We start from the raw sequence: 14418 nt of genomic DNA on the forward strand, positions 1-14418 counted from the left end.
TTCAAACTTGACAATGTAAAGATAAGTCGCTATAATCTGGACATTGTAAAGATTACAAGAAAAAAGGAGCCGCTTATGCGAAAATCGAAGTTGCCGTATCACCGCGAGGGATTGAAAAATCTCCTAATCGAAAAAGGCATCGAAATCGTCAATACCGACGGCGTGCAGTCTTTTTCACTGAGAAAAGCCGCGGCAGCCTGCAAAGTCAGCCATGCCGCTCCGTACAGTCATTTTCACAACAAAGAAGAATTGCTCAACGCAATGCAGCTGTACATTACCGAGCGATTTTCGAAAAGGCTTGAAGCGACGATCGCCGAAAATAAAAAGCCCGCCGAATTGTTAAAAAATTTGGGTACAGCCTATGTTGCTTTTTTTATTGACAACCCCGCGTATTTTCAATTTTTGTATTCCAAATCGGACATACAGGTCGATTTAACTTTATCCGTGTCGGACGAGGAGAATTATACACCCTTTGTTCTGTATAAAAACAGCGTTCTTTCATTGCTCAAGCACAACAAACTTTCGAAAAAAAAGCAAAACGATATTTTAATAACGATATGGGCTTTTATTCACGGGCTTACGGCATTGGCAACGATGAAAAACGTTCGCTACGATAAAAATTGGAAAGAAAAAATCGGCGATTTTATGGACTTGCTCGAGCCGTCATTTTTAAAGTAAGAGCGCAAAAGGTAGGACATGAACGGAATTTATTTCAGCGGAACAGGAAACACAAAATACTGCACGGAAACGCTGGCACAAGCGACCGGCGGCAGAGCTTACAGCATGGAATCGGGCGAAGCGCTTGAAGTTTTACGTGCGTCGGATGAAATCGCACTCGGCTACCCGATTTATTTCAGCGACATCCCGCGTATCGTCAAAGCGTTCATTACGGAACACGCCGATATGTTTTGCGGAAAACGTGTTTTTATTATCGCGACGATGGGGCTTTTCAGCGGAGACGGCGCGGGGCTTGCATCCCGGCTGCTTCGAAAATGCGGAGCCGTTGTTACGGGAGGCTTACATCTTCGTATGCCGGACTGTATCGCCGATGTAAAACTCTTAAAAAAAACGCCGGAAGAAAACGGGGCGCTCATATCGGCGGCGCAAAAAAAGATCGCACAAACTGCGGAAAGCATAAAACACGGAATCTATCCGAAAGACGGTTTATCTTTTTTACATCGAATTGCGGGATTGTTCGGACAGCGCCTGTGGTTCAAAACGCATGCAAAAAAATTGAGCAAACAGCTCAAAATCCGAACGGAACGCTGCATCGGCTGCGGTCTATGCGCGGCACATTGCCCTCCAAAATCATTATATATCGAAAATAATAAAGCAGTGTTTTACCCCGGAAACTGCACGATATGCTACCGCTGCATAAACAATTGCCCCGCAAAGGCGATTACGCTTATCGGTACGGACGTATTCGAGCAGTGCCGTTTTGAAAATTATGTAACGCAATAACGGGAGGCAATATGAAAAAAATACTTACCCTATTTTTCTGTATGATGATTTTCGGTTCGTCGTATTCCCAAACGACGGACGGCGAAGCGCTCTGCGACACGGAAATCGTCGTTACCGGCATAAAAGAAAATTCGGGAACGATTGTTATCAGCATCCATGATTCGGCTGAAAGTTTTCGCAAACACATTCCGTATCGAAACGTCGAATTGGCGGCGGCGGGAGAAAAAGCCGTGTATCATATACGGCTCAAAGCCGGGGAGTACGCTTTTTGCGTTTACCACGACGTCAACGGCGATGGAAAATTGAATACGAATGCGATCGGCATTCCCAAAGAGCCGTTCGGCTTCAGCAACTACGACGGCAAGGGACCGCCCGGTAATTTCAAAAAACACAAAGTTTTTATAGACGGAGCAGCGACGGTAAATATCCCCCTAGTAAAAATGAATTAACACCGCGCCGTTTTACCGCGTCGTCGTGATTTCGTTCCAACCGGAAACGATACGATCGATCACGTTTTGCGCAAGACTGAGAGACAGCCGAGCTTTCGCCATCGCGATCGTCACGTCCTGAGGATCGACCGATTCGGGCTCGGTGAGAATCTTTTGTTCGAGCGCGTTGACGTCGAGCTGGTCGGCATTCATCGACTTTACCGCATCGATGAGATAGGATTCGAAATCGATTCGCTTTTTTTCAAGCGCGTTTTTTGCAGCGGACGGAATGCCGTTCAGCGGAGCGCCGGCTATATCCGAAAGATTTGCGCGGCCCGTGTGAGCGGAGAGCGTGCGGTTCATTTGCAATGTGCCGAATTCCGGTATTTTCATAATTTTCCCCTGCGCTCAAATCACACGAGCGCTTTTACCCGTCGTCATTATAGCGCTTTTACCGTCCTATTTCCAGTGCGGAAGCAAACATATCTTTTGCGCCTTCGATGACCGTCGAATTGGCTTCGTATGCGCGCGAAGCTGCGATCAAGTCGACCATTTCGTTGACGATGTTGACGTTCGGATATTCGACGTATCCCTTGTTCGGTCCCGACTGTATCGCGTCGGGATGCGTCGGATCGTAGACGAGGCGGCCTTCGGTATCGGTATCTTTTACGATCTGCAAAACGCGCACGCCCTTTCCCGGACCCTCGTCCAAGTCTTCGGGACAAAACGGCATACGCCACTGTACCGACTTTTCGCCGATCGCCTGGAGTATGACGCGAGAACGTTTAAAGGGGCCTCCTTCCTGCGTTCTCGTCGTAGAAGCGTTCGCGATATTGTTCGCGATGACATCGCTTCGAAGGCGTTCGGCTGCCATCCCCGTCGCGGCTACGTTTATACTTGAAAAAAGTCCCATACATTGCTCCCGTAAAGTGCGCGCCTCTTACGCGCAGTTTAAGCTATAGTTTAGAAGTACCTATCACCCTTTTTGCATCGCAGTGTTCACTTGCGAAAATTCGAAATTGATAAGAGAAGCCATCATGCGATACTGCATCTGCGACTGCAAAACGATCATCGCTTCGGTTTCCGCATCGACGTTGTTGCCGTTCGGCTTCGCAGTCGTCGTATAATCGAGGACGCGCCTCGGTTCGACGTCGCGGTAATCATAGGGCTCGTTGAGCGCAAAATGCCTCTCGTCGGTTCGCGTCAGCTGAAAACCGTTTTTAGCCTTTTCTTCCGATTCGAACGCGCGTTTGAGTTCGCTTTCAAAATTGACGACGCTGCGTTTGAAATTCGGCACGCCGCTTGCGGCCATATTGTTTGCCGACACTTGATAGCGCAGCGTATTGACATCCATGCCGCGGTGCAGTAAATCGACCGCCCTCGTAAAGGTACTCATACTACAAATTTCGGCAGATAGCGGAAAGGGGTTTAGCGGAAAATAAGGGAGAATCGGCGGGGCGTATAAAAGCGGAATTTTCGCCGAAAAGATATTTCGGCGGAAAACTCGCTGTACAGCCTTAGAGTATATAGCGCGACATATCGCCGTCGGTGACGATATCTTTGAGCTTGTCGTCGACGTATGCCGCGTCGATATCGATCGTTTCGCCTGCATGTTCATCCGCGGTAAACGAAATATCGTCGAGCACTTTTTCCATGATCGTGTGGAGCCGCCTCGCGCCGATGTTTTCGCTCTTTGCGTTTACGTCTTCGGCGAGAAAGCTCATACGGTCGATCGCATCCTCGGCAAAACGTACCGTCACTCCTTCCGTTTCGAGGAGCGCAACGTATTGTTTTGTGAGCGCGTTTTTCGGTTCGGTGAGGATTTTTTTGAAATCGTCTTTTTTGAGCGCGTCGAGTTCCACGCGCAGCGGAAAGCGTCCCTGCAGTTCGGGAATCAAATCGCTCGGAGCCGAAACGCTGAACGCTCCGGCCGCAATAAACAAAATATGAGAGGTATCGACGACACCGTACTTCGTATTTACATTGCTGCCTTCGACGATCGGGAGGATGTCGCGCTGCACGCCTTCGCGGGAAACGTCCTGCCCGCGCGATTCGCCGTTTTTCGTCGCAATCTTATCGATTTCGTCGATAAAGATGATGCCGTTTTGTTCGACCCGTTTTTTCGCTTCGGATGCGACTTTATCGCGGTCGATCATCGTATCGAGCACTTCTCCGCTTATGATTTTCCGCGCTTCGTGGATCGTCACGGTTCTCCGCTTCGCTTTGTTTCCGCCCGAAAACATACCGGCGATGCTCTGCATACTGTTTTCGAGATCTTCCATATTGCCGCCGGCGATAATTTCCATGCTCGGCATTTGAAACTGAGGATGTACCGTAAGCTCCACTTCTCTCTCTTCGAGCTTTCCTTCGCGCAGCATTGTGCGGAACTTTTCCCGCGTCGAGCTTTCTTTTTGCCGGCTTTCACTCTGCGCTTCCGCATCGGATGAGGCGGCCTCTTCCGATACCGCATCGTATAAAGCGGATCTTTCCGATGACGCATTCTGTGCAGCATCTTTTTCCGAAGCGCTGCCCGATCGATCGGAAAGAGATGCCGTATTCGATTCCGCGCCGCTTCCGCTTATAAGCGTAAAGATATTTCCGAGGACAGCCGCATCTTTTTTTTCGTTCGCTTTTGCAGCCCTGTCTTTTTCGGCGGAACCGGGGAGCAGGAGATCGAGAAGCCGGTCTTCGACGAGGGGCACACTTTTTTCGCGCAAACGTTCTTCCATTTCCGCTTTGACATCGTTGAAACCGACCGCCATCAAATCGCGTATCATCGATTCGACGTCGCGCCCGACATAACCGACTTCGGTGTACTTCGTCGCTTCGACTTTTAAAAAGGGCGCCGAACACAGTTTTGCAAGCCGTCGCGCGATTTCCGTTTTGCCGACGCCGGTCGGTCCTATCATGAGGATATTTTTCGGCGCAACTTCGTCGCGGATATCTTCGGGGAGTTTCAAACGGCGGTAGCGGTTACGCAGTGCAACGGCGACCGCGCGCTTCGCCTTTTCCTGTCCGATGATGTATTGATCGAGCCTGAGGACTATTTCCTTCGGCGTCAAATCCGTATGTACTTCTGCCGGTACGTCGCTCATGCGTTTATGCCTCCTCCACCGTCAAATTACCGTTCGTATAGATGCAGATTTTACCCGCAATTTCAAGACTCTTTTTCGCAATTTCGGAAGCGTTCATATCGGAGCTTTCAAGATACGCGAGAGCCGCCGAATACGCATAGTTTCCCCCGCTTCCGATCGCGCACACGTCGTTTTCCGGTTCGATGACGTTGCCGTCGCCTGAAATGAGCAGTATCTTCGTTCCGTCGGCGACGAGGAGCTCGGCTTCGAGCTTTTGCAGAGAACGCTCGGTACGCCACATTTTCGCAAGCGCGACGGCGCTGCGCATGATGTCGCCCGAATACTCTTTTAATTTTTCTTCGAATTTATCGAACAGCGTAAACGCGTCCGCAACCGAACCTGCGAATCCGGTGAGCACTTTGCCGTCGTATATTTTGCGCACTTTGCGCGCGTTGCCCTTTACAACCGTATTGCCGGCAGTCACTTGTCCGTCGCCCGCCATCGCAACCTTTCCGTTCCGGCGGACGGCGATAACCGTCGTACTGTGAATTTTTCTTGCAGCCATATACACTCCAACAAAAACAAAAAAATAAACGGCGCGACCGTTTTACACCGGCGCATTTACCGCCGCCGTGCAACCGATTCGATTTCACACACAATTAACAATTGCACATTACCAATTATTAATTATCTCACCCTTTTCCGTGCGGATGCGCTTTTTCATACAATTCGATAAGACGCTCCGTCGTGATATGCGTATAGCGCTGCGTCGTCGAAATGCTCGCGTGTCCCAAAAGCTCCTGCACGACGCGCACGTCCGCGCCCTGTGAAATCATCGCGGTCGCAAAGGTGTGGCGAAGCGCGTGCGGCGAAATATGGCGAGCCGTCCCTTCCGCACCCGAATAGCGTGACAGTATCCAGCGGATGCCGTGCGCACCGAGAGCGGTGCCTCTCCTGTTGACGAATATTTCGCTGACGTTGTCCGTCATGCGTTTTTTTGCAAAAAACTTTTTCCTGTCGGCAAGATACGCTTTGAACGCTTTTTGCGCATCTTCTCCGAAATACACGCGGCGGTCTTTACTGCCCTTTCCGGTGACGAGAGCGGAAGAAAAATCTTCCGACATATCGCTTAAGCGAACGGAAGCGAGCTCCGAAACGCGGCACCCCGACGAATAGAGCATTTCCAAAATAGCGCTGTCGCGAGATGCCCACAGGATTTCTTTTTCTTTCGGTACGGCGCACAGCTCGTCGACTTCCGCGCCGGTTAAAAAGCGCGGCACATGGCGCGGCATCTTTACCGTTTTGATTTCCTCTGCGGGATCTGTATTAATATACTCAAATTTTTTGCAATAGGCAAAAAAAGTTCTGCACGCGGCGATAAAACGGTTTACGGTTGCGCTTGATTTTTTTTCTTTTGAAAGGACTCCGATGCAGCTTCTGATATCTTCGGCGCTCGCTTCCTTCACGTCTTTTTCCGCACCCAAAAAAGCCGAAAGGCGTCGCAGATCGTTTCGATACGCACAAACGGAATTGAGCGAAAGTCCGCGTACGGCTTCGAGGTAGAGCAAAAATTCGTCTATCGCATCCGAAAGGCGCACCGGTTTACCCTGCGCTATTGCCGAGACTCGGGAGCGCCTTCCGACTCTTTTTCAAAAGCCGCAGCATCGTCGGCGGAGTGCAAAAAGGTGCAATCGGGATTGATGCACGACTTATACGTGCCGTTCTTTTTGTCGTATTTTTCGACGAGGAACCATCCGCACTTCGGACAATACTGATCGATCGGTTTGAAATGCGAAATAAAATTGCACTTCGGGTAATTCGTACAGCCGTAGAATTCTTTGCCTCTTCCCTTCGTTTTCCGTGCGACGATCTCTCCGTCGCAGCCGGGCATCGGGCACTTCGCAAGCGGGATCGAGCGCGTATTGCGGCATTCGGGAAATCCCGAACAGGCGAGAAAGTATCCGAAGCGGCCGAGTTTTTTAACCATGGGCTTTCCGCATTTTTCGCACACGATATCGGTTTTTTCGTCGAGAAAGCCTTTGACGCTTTCCTGCGTTTCCATCACGTCGTCGACGCGTTTTTTGAACGGACCGTAAAAATCTTTTATCATCCCGTTCCACACGAGAGCGCCCTGCTCCACTTTGTCGAGATCGTTTTCGACTTCCGCGGTAAAATGTTCGTTGATGACGTTCGGAAATGATTCGACGAGGATTTTGCATATCATGCGGCCGAGGACAGTCGGCACGAGCTGACGGTTCGTCCGCGTCACATAATAGCGGTCGAGCAAAACCGAAATGATCGGCGCATAAGTCGAAGGTCTGCCTATTCCCTTTTCTTCGAGCGTTCGAACGATGGACGCATCGGTGTAGCGCGAGGGCCCTTGAGTAAAGTGCTGTTCGGGATAAAATTTTTCGCACGCGATTTTTTCGCCTTCTTTCAGCGACGGGAGATTTCCGGTTTTATCCTCTTTCGACGAAAGGAGTTTGATGACATGATAAAAACCCTTGTCGACTATTTTGCTTGCGGATGCGCGGAAAATCGCATCACCCGAAGCGATTTCGACGCTCGTCGTCCGCGTCTTCGCATTGTTCATCTGACTTGAAACGAAGCGCTCCCAAATGATCGAATAGAGGCGAAGCTGATCGCGCGTCAAATATTCTTTTATCGAATCGGGTGTATACGACACATAAGTCGGGCGGATGCCTTCGTGCGCATCCTGAGCCGCTTTTCCGACTTCATACTTTACAGGTTCGGCAGGCAAGTCGTCGGGATAATTTTTTGAAAGCCACGAACGCACTTCGTCGAGGGCGGTTTGCGAAATGCGCACGGAATCGGTGCGCATATACGTGATGAGACCTACGCGGCTTTCACCGACGTTGACGCCTTCGTAGAGCTGCTGCGCGATCTGCATGGTTTTCCTCGACGTGTAGCCGAGGCGGTTTGCGGCCGCCTGCTGCAATTTCGACGTCGTAAACGGCGCTTTCGGTTTTACCGTCTTATCGGTCGTCTTGACGCTCGCGACCGTGCAGTCGGAATTTTTTATCAAGTCGATGATTTTATTGACTTCGGTTTCGTTTTTCAATTCAGCCTTTTCGCCCTTGTACGAAACGAGCTGAGCGGTAAACGTCGTTTTGCCTTTTACAAAATCCGCATCGAGCGTCCAATATTCTTCGGGCAGAAAATTTTCCACTTCTTCTTCGCGCTCGCAGATGAGACGAAGCGCAACCGACTGCACGCGGCCGGCCGAAAGACCGTTTTTCACTTTACTCCACAAAAGCGGACTTAAATTGTAGCCGACGAGGCGGTCGAGCACGCGCCGCGCTTTTTGCGCGTTCACTTTGCTTTCGACGATTTCGTCGGGATGCTTGACCGCTTCTTTGATCGCAATCGGCGTGATTTCGTTGAACACGATGCGGCTGATCGGAGCGCTCGTCTTTTCTTTCAGCGCCTTATTCAAATGCCACGCGATCGCTTCTCCTTCGCGGTCGTTATCGCTTGCGAGCAGGACGGACGTCGATTTTTTCGCATCCTTTTGCAGCTCTTTTAATAATTTTGCCCTGCCTCTCACGGTGATGTATTCGGGCTGAAAATCGTGATCGACATCGATCGCAAGGCGCGATTTCGGTAAATCGATCAAGTGTCCCATGGACGCTTTTACCGTATAGCCCGGGCCGAGATATTTTTCGATCGTATGCGCTTTTGCCGGAGATTCGACAATCACGAGCGTCGATTCTTTTGTTTTTGAAGCACGTTTTTTTGCTGCATCAGCCATAGCCTTCTCCCATAAAAATTTTAACGCGAGAGTGCGGCGTTCCGCGCCGCACTCGTAGTACAATTAAGTAAACTGTCCAAAAACTTCAGTTTTTGGACAGCCACGTATAAGGGCATCTTAAAAAACTTGCCCCGAGCGATTTTTTCAAAATTTTCGCCCCTCTTAAAAAAGAGAGGGCTCGCCGCTTCGCGCACCGGGGGATTCCGAGCGGCAGCGGCGGTAATCGGCATAATCTTTTATAACCGGAGCGCCGTCGGCGACGTATTTTTCCGCCGTTCGCTCGGTCTTTCCTTTTGCGGCTTCTCCCCTCTCGATCTTTTTTTCGAGCTCGCACTTCGCTTGCCGCGAAACCGCCTTTGCAGGAGCGGAAAATGCCGCTTCGTGAATCATCACGTCGCGGTTATAATCAAGGGCGTACTGCGCCGTAATGAGCGCACCGCTTCCCGGGGGCGATTCGACGACGACGGTCGCAGGCGACAGGGCCGCGATGATGCGGTTTCTGTGCACGAATCTCCACGCTTCGGCAGGGACTCCCGGAATATATTCGCTTACGAGAACCCCGCCCGTTTTAATAATTTTTTCCGCAAGCCTTTTATGCGAAGACGGAACGATCATATCCGCTCCGCACGGAAGGATCGCGCAAGTCTTTCCGCAGTTTTTTTCAGTCCCCGCTTCCATCGCATCGAAACAGGCATCGACGGCTCCCGCGTGAGAAGCGGCATCGATGCCGTACGCGAGACCCGACACGACCGTAACTCCGTTTCGAGCGGCATCGCGCGAAAACGAAAAAGCCGCTTCTTTTCCTTCTCTCGTCATGCGCCGCGTTCCGACGACGGAAACCGTTTCGCCTGAAAGACAGGACACATCTCCTCGGCAAAACAACATAAACGGCGCATTTTCCGCTTCCGAAAGAAGGGCGGGATACAAGGCTTCCCCGTTTAAAATCGTTTCGATGCCGAACGCTTTAATAATCCTTTCGGCCTTTTCCGCTTCGCGCACGCACGAAGGACCGTTCCACACCGCGGCTCGAAAAGTTCTTCCGACAAGCGTTGCGATATCGTCTATAGACAGTAGCGCAAGGGCGGCGGCGCTGTCAAGGTTCTCGAGTAAAATATTTTTTTCACGCAGCGTCAAAAACGATACGCCGGCGAGACACAGAGAAAGAAAATATTTTTCCTTCTCAACGCCCATAGGCCGCATCCAAAGCGATTTTTTTATTTTGTTCCGCGAGCGCTTTTTTTTCTTTATCTTTCGTCGTTTTAATAATCGAATCGTACATATCCGCCGCCGCTTGAAAATCTCCGATCCGGAAATACGCGTTCGCAAGCACGCTCTTTGCGTCGGTGTGTCCCGTGTCGATAGTCAAAAGCGTTTTAAGATAGGGTATCGCTTTTTCGCTTTCATCGAGTTCGAACACATAGAGCACGCCGAGCCCGTAGAGCGCGCGGACGTAACGCCCTTCGATCGCGATCGCGCGGAGGTATGCCGATTCCGACAATTTCAAATAATTATATCGTTTTGCAGTGCCGCCCGTCGCATCGTAATCGAGCGCCGAATGCGCCATATAACCCGCGCACACGCCGACATAGTAATAGAGGTTTTGATTTGTCGGATAATACTCGATCGCCTTTTGATAACACGAAAGCGCTTCGCCCCACATCTTCAAATCGATATAGCGCGAACCGAGTATCTTATACCAAATGCCGATTTGCTCGTTCGCAAGCGTTATATCCGCAACGCGCTTTTCGTATTTTGCGATAGCCTCTTTGTATTCGTCGATCGTCGTCGGAGACGAAACCCCTTCTTCCGTCTGCTGCAGACGTTTGACGGCTGCATTCGACGATCCGCATGAAACGAACATCAAAATTAATAATAATAAACTTGCCGTTATATGTATTTTTTTCATAGCAACCTCGATTTTCGAATCTTTCCATATCAATATAACGATATATACTAAAATTGCAAGAACAAGGCAATCGAACCGTAGCGCATACCCACATTACGCCACAGCAAACGCTTTGCAGAGCCGCCGCACATCGCGCACGGATACGTTTTATTTTTGCCGAACGCATGTGCGCCCGGCGGCAGCACATTAGGGCGCGGATACGTCGCCTTTTGCCGCATGGCCCGGAAAATATTTTTCGTGATTTTTCCGAAGCTGTTCGTCATCGACGTGCGTATAAATCTGTGTCGTCGAAAGATCCGCGTGACCGAGCAATTCCTGAACGGAACGCAGATCGGCCCCTCCTGCGAGCAAGTGCGTCGCAAACGAATGGCGCAGCGTATGCACTTTCGCGTGAACACCGCTTTTCACTTCGTATCCGCAAAATCGTTTCCATAAACCTTTTCGCGAAAGAGGATCGCCGCGATAATTGACGAAAACTTCGGCGACCGTTTTTTTCCCGACAAGGCGCGGCCGCGCTTCCGAAAGATATGCGGAAAGTTTTTCTTTCGCCGCATCTCCGAACGGCACGATGCGCTCTTTATCGCCCTTGCCGCGCACGAGGATGATGCGTTCGTTCAAATGCACGTTTTGCATGAGAAGAGAAGCCGCTTCGCTTGCGCGAAGTCCGCACGAATAGATAAGTTCGAACAGCGCCGCATCGCGAAGTCCCAAGGGCTCCGACGTATCGATGGACGAAAGAAAAGATTCGATCTGCGCAACGGAAAGGACGCGCGGCAGCGGACGGGCGGCTTTCGGCCGGTCGAGCGCGAGCGCGAAATTCTCGCTCCATATACCGATTCTGACAAGGTAGGATCCGAAAGCACGCAGCGCTGAAATATCTTTTGCGATCGTCAGCTCCGTATCGCCTTTGGTCTTTTTCCATACGAGATAATATGTGAGTTCGCGGGAAGCGACATCGTGCAGCTTTATTTTTTTTTCGACGCACCACGACAAAAACTCACCCGCAGAAAGCCGATAGGTTTCCGCCGTTTTCTGCGAGCGCCGCAAAACAAGCACGATGTCCGTATAAAATCGGGAGAGTATGACCGGAATCGTCAACTTTTCAGCCATACGGATCCCGCGCTAATCCTGCAGTCTGATCGTCCGCGACAATTCTCCGCGTCCGCTCGCCCGCCAGCACGCCGGCTGAGAGATGTCGTTGCCTCCGATAAATCCCGCAGGCGGTTTTATGCCGCTCGCCGAATAGCGGGGGACGGAAGCCGAAAGCGCTTTTCCGAGCGAACCGATTTTTTGATTTACCTGTTCGCGGACGGAAGGAGCGCCGACCGCAACGGGAACTTTTTCGGCATCCGAGTCGACGGAATCGAAAAGGCTCGTTTCAGCGGCGGATGAAAGCTTTTGCCGCATACTCTCGAAACCGCGCCCGCCGAGTATGTCAGAAAATTCGTCGCTCGTGACGACGGACGAATCGTGTACGGCGGAAGAAGACGAAAGCGCATCTTCCGAAGCTCCTCTTTCAAAGCTTGCATGAAATCCCGTCGCGATGACGGTAACGCTGACGCTTTCGCCGAGAGAAGGATCGATGGCTTGACCCCACAAAATATTCGCGTCGGGATCGATCGAAGCTCTGACGACTTTCATGATTTCCGACACTTCGAGCATGGATATGTCGCCGCTCGAGCAGATATTGATGAGAACGCTCTTCGCTCCGTCTATGCTCGTGTCTTCGAGCAGCGGATTTTTAATCGCCTTTGTCGCAGCATCGACGGCACGATTTTCGCCGCTCGCATGACCGACGCCGAGGATCGCTTCTCCCTGTCCGAGCATCGTATTTTTGACATCGGTAAAATCGCGGTTCACGTCGCCCGGCTTTGTAATGATATTCGAAATGCCTTCGACGCCCTGCCGCAAAACGTCATCCGCAACGAGGAAAGCTTGGCGTATGGGCATATTTTTATCGACGACTTTTAAAAGCTGCTGATTCGGAATGACGATGAGAGAATCGACGTTTTCATGCAAACGGTTGATACCTTCGCGCGCTTGGCGCATGCGTACCGGTCCTTCGAATTCGAAGGGAGTCGTAACGACGCCGACGGTGAGTACGCCGAGACTGCGCGCGATGCGGGCGACGACGGGAGCCGATCCCGTACCCGTGCCGCCGCCCATACCGGCCGTGATAAAGATCATATCGGTACCTTCGAGCAAATTGGCGATCGCCTCTTTATCTTCTTCGGCGGCTTCTTCTCCGACTTTCGGATTGCCTCCGGCACCGAGTCCCTTTGCAATCTTTCGTCCGATAGCCAGCCGCGTCTCGGCTTTCGATCGGTTCAAATCCTGCACATCGGTATTCAGCACGATAAAATCGACGTTCGCGATATCCGCGTCGATCATGCGATTTACCGCATTCGATCCGCCGCCGCCGCAGCCGATGACTTTGATAACCGCGGGGCTCACCGCATCGAGGGCGGTACCGCTTTCATTGATCACCGAAAAATCCATCATGTTTTCCTCCCAACCTTTTTTCCCCTCAGAAAAACGATTTTTTTAACCTTGTCAACAGATTCTCTTTTTTTCCGCTCTCTTCCGACGAAAACGGTTTTTTATTTTTACGACCGTTCTTTTCCTGAACAGCATTTTTATTCGCAATCACAAGCCCTATCACCGTAGCGAATTCGGGGCGCCGGTATTCGGCTTCCGCGCCTCCGAGTTTTTCAGGCGTGCCGATCCGCACCGCGCTCGTTCCGAAAACCGCCTGCGCGCATTCGACCACGCCTTCCATCTGCGCGCCTCCTCCGGTCAGAATGATATTGCCCGAAAGACGGCGGATATTCGAATTGCTGATGACGGCGCTCCGCACCATCGAAAAAATTTCTTCGACACGCGGCTGAATGATGCCGCACAATTCCGTCTGCGTCGTAAGCTCGGGATCCCTTCCGCCGACGCCCGGTATTATCACTTCGCGGTCGATTTCGATATTGTCGATAAAGCAGCATCCCGATTCGATTTTGATCTTTTCCGCAGCCGATACCGGTATGCCTTTTACGATCGCGATATCGTTTGTGACGAGGTTTCCGCCGACGGGAATGGACACCGTACACACGGGCGCCCCTCCCAAAAGCACGAGTACGTCGGTCGTTCCCGCACCCATATCGATGAGGATCGAACCGAGATCCATTTCGTCGTCGTGGACGACCGCCTGCGTCGCTGCAAGCGTTTTCAGCATAATGCCCGACGATTCGTAGCCCGCGCGGCTCACGCAGCGTTTGATATTTTGTATCGTCGTCTTTGACGCGGTGATCACGTGGACATCCGCTTCGAGACGGGCGCACATCATATTCGTCGGGTCTTTAATATTTTTCAAACCGTCGACGGTAAAAGTCTGCGCGACGACGTGCAGCAATTCTCTGTCTTGCGGAATAAAAACCGCGCGCGCGTTGTCGATCGCCCGCTCTATGTCGCCCCTCGTCACTTCCCTCGGCGGACGCCCCGGTTCGGTCACGGGCGTTATGCCCCTCTGATTCAAACCTTCGATCTGCGTGCCTCCGATGCCGATCGCACACTTGGTCACTTCGGCTCCGGCATTTTGTTCGGCGCTTTCGACCGCTTCTCTGATCGCGGCCGCGGCATCTTCGATATTGACGATGACTCCGTTTCGGAGCCCCGCCGACTTTCTCGAAGCCGTCCCTGCGATTTCAATGCCGCCCGAATCGTTCAGTTCTCCGATCGCGACGCGTATATGGTTCGTACCTATATCAAGACCGACAATCATACCTGCTC

General features: G+C 51.5%; 15 protein-coding genes. 3 read left to right on the plus strand and 12 right to left on the minus strand.

The features are described 5' to 3' along the window. Positions 1–75 precede the first annotated feature (75 nt). From H9I36_RS06505 to H9I36_RS06515, 3 genes are read left to right on the plus strand one after another with little or no spacing between them, the layout of a single operon-like run. The gene (locus H9I36_RS06505) at positions 76–678 is read left to right on the plus strand and encodes a TetR/AcrR family transcriptional regulator (RefSeq protein ID WP_187384567.1); all 603 of its coding nucleotides are present in this window, start codon (positions 76–78) and stop codon (positions 676–678) included. 18 nt (positions 679–696) lie between these two features. Next, a complete protein-coding gene (locus tag H9I36_RS06510) occupies positions 697–1461 on the plus strand; it encodes an EFR1 family ferrodoxin (RefSeq protein ID WP_187384568.1) in 765 nt (254 codons plus the stop codon). A gap of 11 nt (positions 1462–1472) precedes the next feature. Then, on the plus strand, positions 1473–1910 hold the full coding sequence (locus H9I36_RS06515) for a DUF2141 domain-containing protein (RefSeq protein WP_187384569.1): 438 nt from the start codon (positions 1473–1475) through the stop codon (positions 1908–1910). A gap of 12 nt (positions 1911–1922) precedes the next feature. Here H9I36_RS06515 and fliE read toward each other — a convergent pair whose 3' ends face one another. From fliE to ftsA, 12 genes are all read right to left on the minus strand, one after another. After that, positions 1923–2282: a flagellar hook-basal body complex protein FliE gene (gene fliE, locus H9I36_RS06520; RefSeq protein WP_187384570.1), complete on the minus strand. Its 360-nt coding sequence runs from the start codon at positions 2280–2282 to the stop codon at positions 1923–1925. 58 nt (positions 2283–2340) lie between these two features. After that, positions 2341–2802 (minus strand): flagellar basal body rod protein FlgC, encoded by a 462-nt coding sequence (flgC, locus tag H9I36_RS06525; protein ID WP_021331366.1) that lies wholly within the window; start codon positions 2800–2802, stop codon positions 2341–2343. Between the two features lie 63 nt (positions 2803–2865). Continuing rightward, positions 2866–3285, minus strand: coding sequence for a flagellar basal body rod protein FlgB (gene flgB / locus H9I36_RS06530; RefSeq protein WP_016520259.1), 420 nt, complete (start codon positions 3283–3285; stop codon positions 2866–2868). 121 nt (positions 3286–3406) lie between these two features. Continuing rightward, positions 3407–4984 (minus strand): ATP-dependent protease ATPase subunit HslU, encoded by a 1578-nt coding sequence (gene hslU / locus H9I36_RS06535; RefSeq protein ID WP_187384571.1) that lies wholly within the window; start codon positions 4982–4984, stop codon positions 3407–3409. A 4-nt stretch (positions 4985–4988) separates the two neighbouring features. Further along, positions 4989–5528, minus strand: coding sequence for an ATP-dependent protease subunit HslV (hslV, locus tag H9I36_RS06540; RefSeq protein ID WP_187384572.1), 540 nt, complete (start codon positions 5526–5528; stop codon positions 4989–4991). 127 nt (positions 5529–5655) lie between these two features. Next, complete coding sequence (locus tag H9I36_RS06545) at positions 5656–6561, minus strand: tyrosine-type recombinase/integrase (protein WP_187384573.1); 906 nt, start codon at positions 6559–6561, stop codon at positions 5656–5658. Between the two features lie 14 nt (positions 6562–6575). After that, positions 6576–8735 (minus strand): type I DNA topoisomerase, encoded by a 2160-nt coding sequence (gene topA, locus H9I36_RS06550; protein ID WP_187384574.1) that lies wholly within the window; start codon positions 8733–8735, stop codon positions 6576–6578. A 162-nt stretch (positions 8736–8897) separates the two neighbouring features. Continuing rightward, positions 8898–9926: a DNA-processing protein DprA gene (gene dprA / locus H9I36_RS06555; RefSeq protein ID WP_187384575.1), complete on the minus strand. Its 1029-nt coding sequence runs from the start codon at positions 9924–9926 to the stop codon at positions 8898–8900. After that, positions 9916–10641, minus strand: a complete 726-nt coding sequence (locus H9I36_RS06560; RefSeq protein WP_187384576.1) for a tetratricopeptide repeat protein — start codon at positions 10639–10641, stop codon at positions 9916–9918. The genes dprA and H9I36_RS06560 overlap by 11 nt, the downstream gene beginning before the upstream one ends. A 186-nt stretch (positions 10642–10827) precedes the next feature. Beyond that, positions 10828–11751 carry a tyrosine recombinase gene (locus H9I36_RS06565; protein ID WP_187384577.1) on the minus strand — a complete coding sequence of 308 codons (924 nt, stop codon included), beginning with the start codon at positions 11749–11751 and terminating at the stop codon, positions 10828–10830. A 12-nt stretch (positions 11752–11763) separates the two neighbouring features. Beyond that, complete coding sequence (ftsZ, locus tag H9I36_RS06570; RefSeq protein WP_187384578.1) at positions 11764–13143, minus strand: cell division protein FtsZ; 1380 nt, start codon at positions 13141–13143, stop codon at positions 11764–11766. Between the two features lie 25 nt (positions 13144–13168). After that, positions 13169–14410 (minus strand): cell division protein FtsA, encoded by a 1242-nt coding sequence (gene ftsA, locus H9I36_RS06575; RefSeq protein WP_187384579.1) that lies wholly within the window; start codon positions 14408–14410, stop codon positions 13169–13171. Between the last annotated feature and the right edge of the window lie 8 nt (positions 14411–14418).

It is taken from the genome of Treponema sp. Marseille-Q4130 (assembly GCF_014334325.1).
Lineage (GTDB): Bacteria > Spirochaetota > Spirochaetia > Treponematales > Treponemataceae > Treponema_D.

Coding starts and splice junctions, on each gene's coding strand:
- H9I36_RS06510 (WP_187384568.1), top strand. CDS start 697: ATGAACGGAATTTATTTCAGCGGAACAGGAAACACAAAATACTGCACG.
- H9I36_RS06560 (WP_187384576.1), bottom strand. CDS start 10,641: ATGAAAAAAATACATATAACGGCAAGTTTATTATTATTAATTTTGATG.
- flgC (WP_021331366.1), bottom strand. CDS start 2,802: ATGGGACTTTTTTCAAGTATAAACGTAGCCGCGACGGGGATGGCAGCC.
- topA (WP_187384574.1), bottom strand. CDS start 8,735: ATGGCTGATGCAGCAAAAAAACGTGCTTCAAAAACAAAAGAATCGACG.
- ftsA (WP_187384579.1), bottom strand. CDS start 14,410: ATGATTGTCGGTCTTGATATAGGTACGAACCATATACGCGTCGCGATC.
- H9I36_RS06505 (WP_187384567.1), top strand. CDS start 76: ATGCGAAAATCGAAGTTGCCGTATCACCGCGAGGGATTGAAAAATCTC.
- dprA (WP_187384575.1), bottom strand. CDS start 9,926: ATGGGCGTTGAGAAGGAAAAATATTTTCTTTCTCTGTGTCTCGCCGGC.
- H9I36_RS06515 (WP_187384569.1), top strand. CDS start 1,473: ATGAAAAAAATACTTACCCTATTTTTCTGTATGATGATTTTCGGTTCG.
- hslV (WP_187384572.1), bottom strand. CDS start 5,528: ATGGCTGCAAGAAAAATTCACAGTACGACGGTTATCGCCGTCCGCCGG.
- ftsZ (WP_187384578.1), bottom strand. CDS start 13,143: ATGATGGATTTTTCGGTGATCAATGAAAGCGGTACCGCCCTCGATGCG.
- flgB (WP_016520259.1), bottom strand. CDS start 3,285: ATGAGTACCTTTACGAGGGCGGTCGATTTACTGCACCGCGGCATGGAT.
- fliE (WP_187384570.1), bottom strand. CDS start 2,282: ATGAAAATACCGGAATTCGGCACATTGCAAATGAACCGCACGCTCTCC.
- hslU (WP_187384571.1), bottom strand. CDS start 4,984: ATGAGCGACGTACCGGCAGAAGTACATACGGATTTGACGCCGAAGGAA.
- H9I36_RS06565 (WP_187384577.1), bottom strand. CDS start 11,751: ATGGCTGAAAAGTTGACGATTCCGGTCATACTCTCCCGATTTTATACG.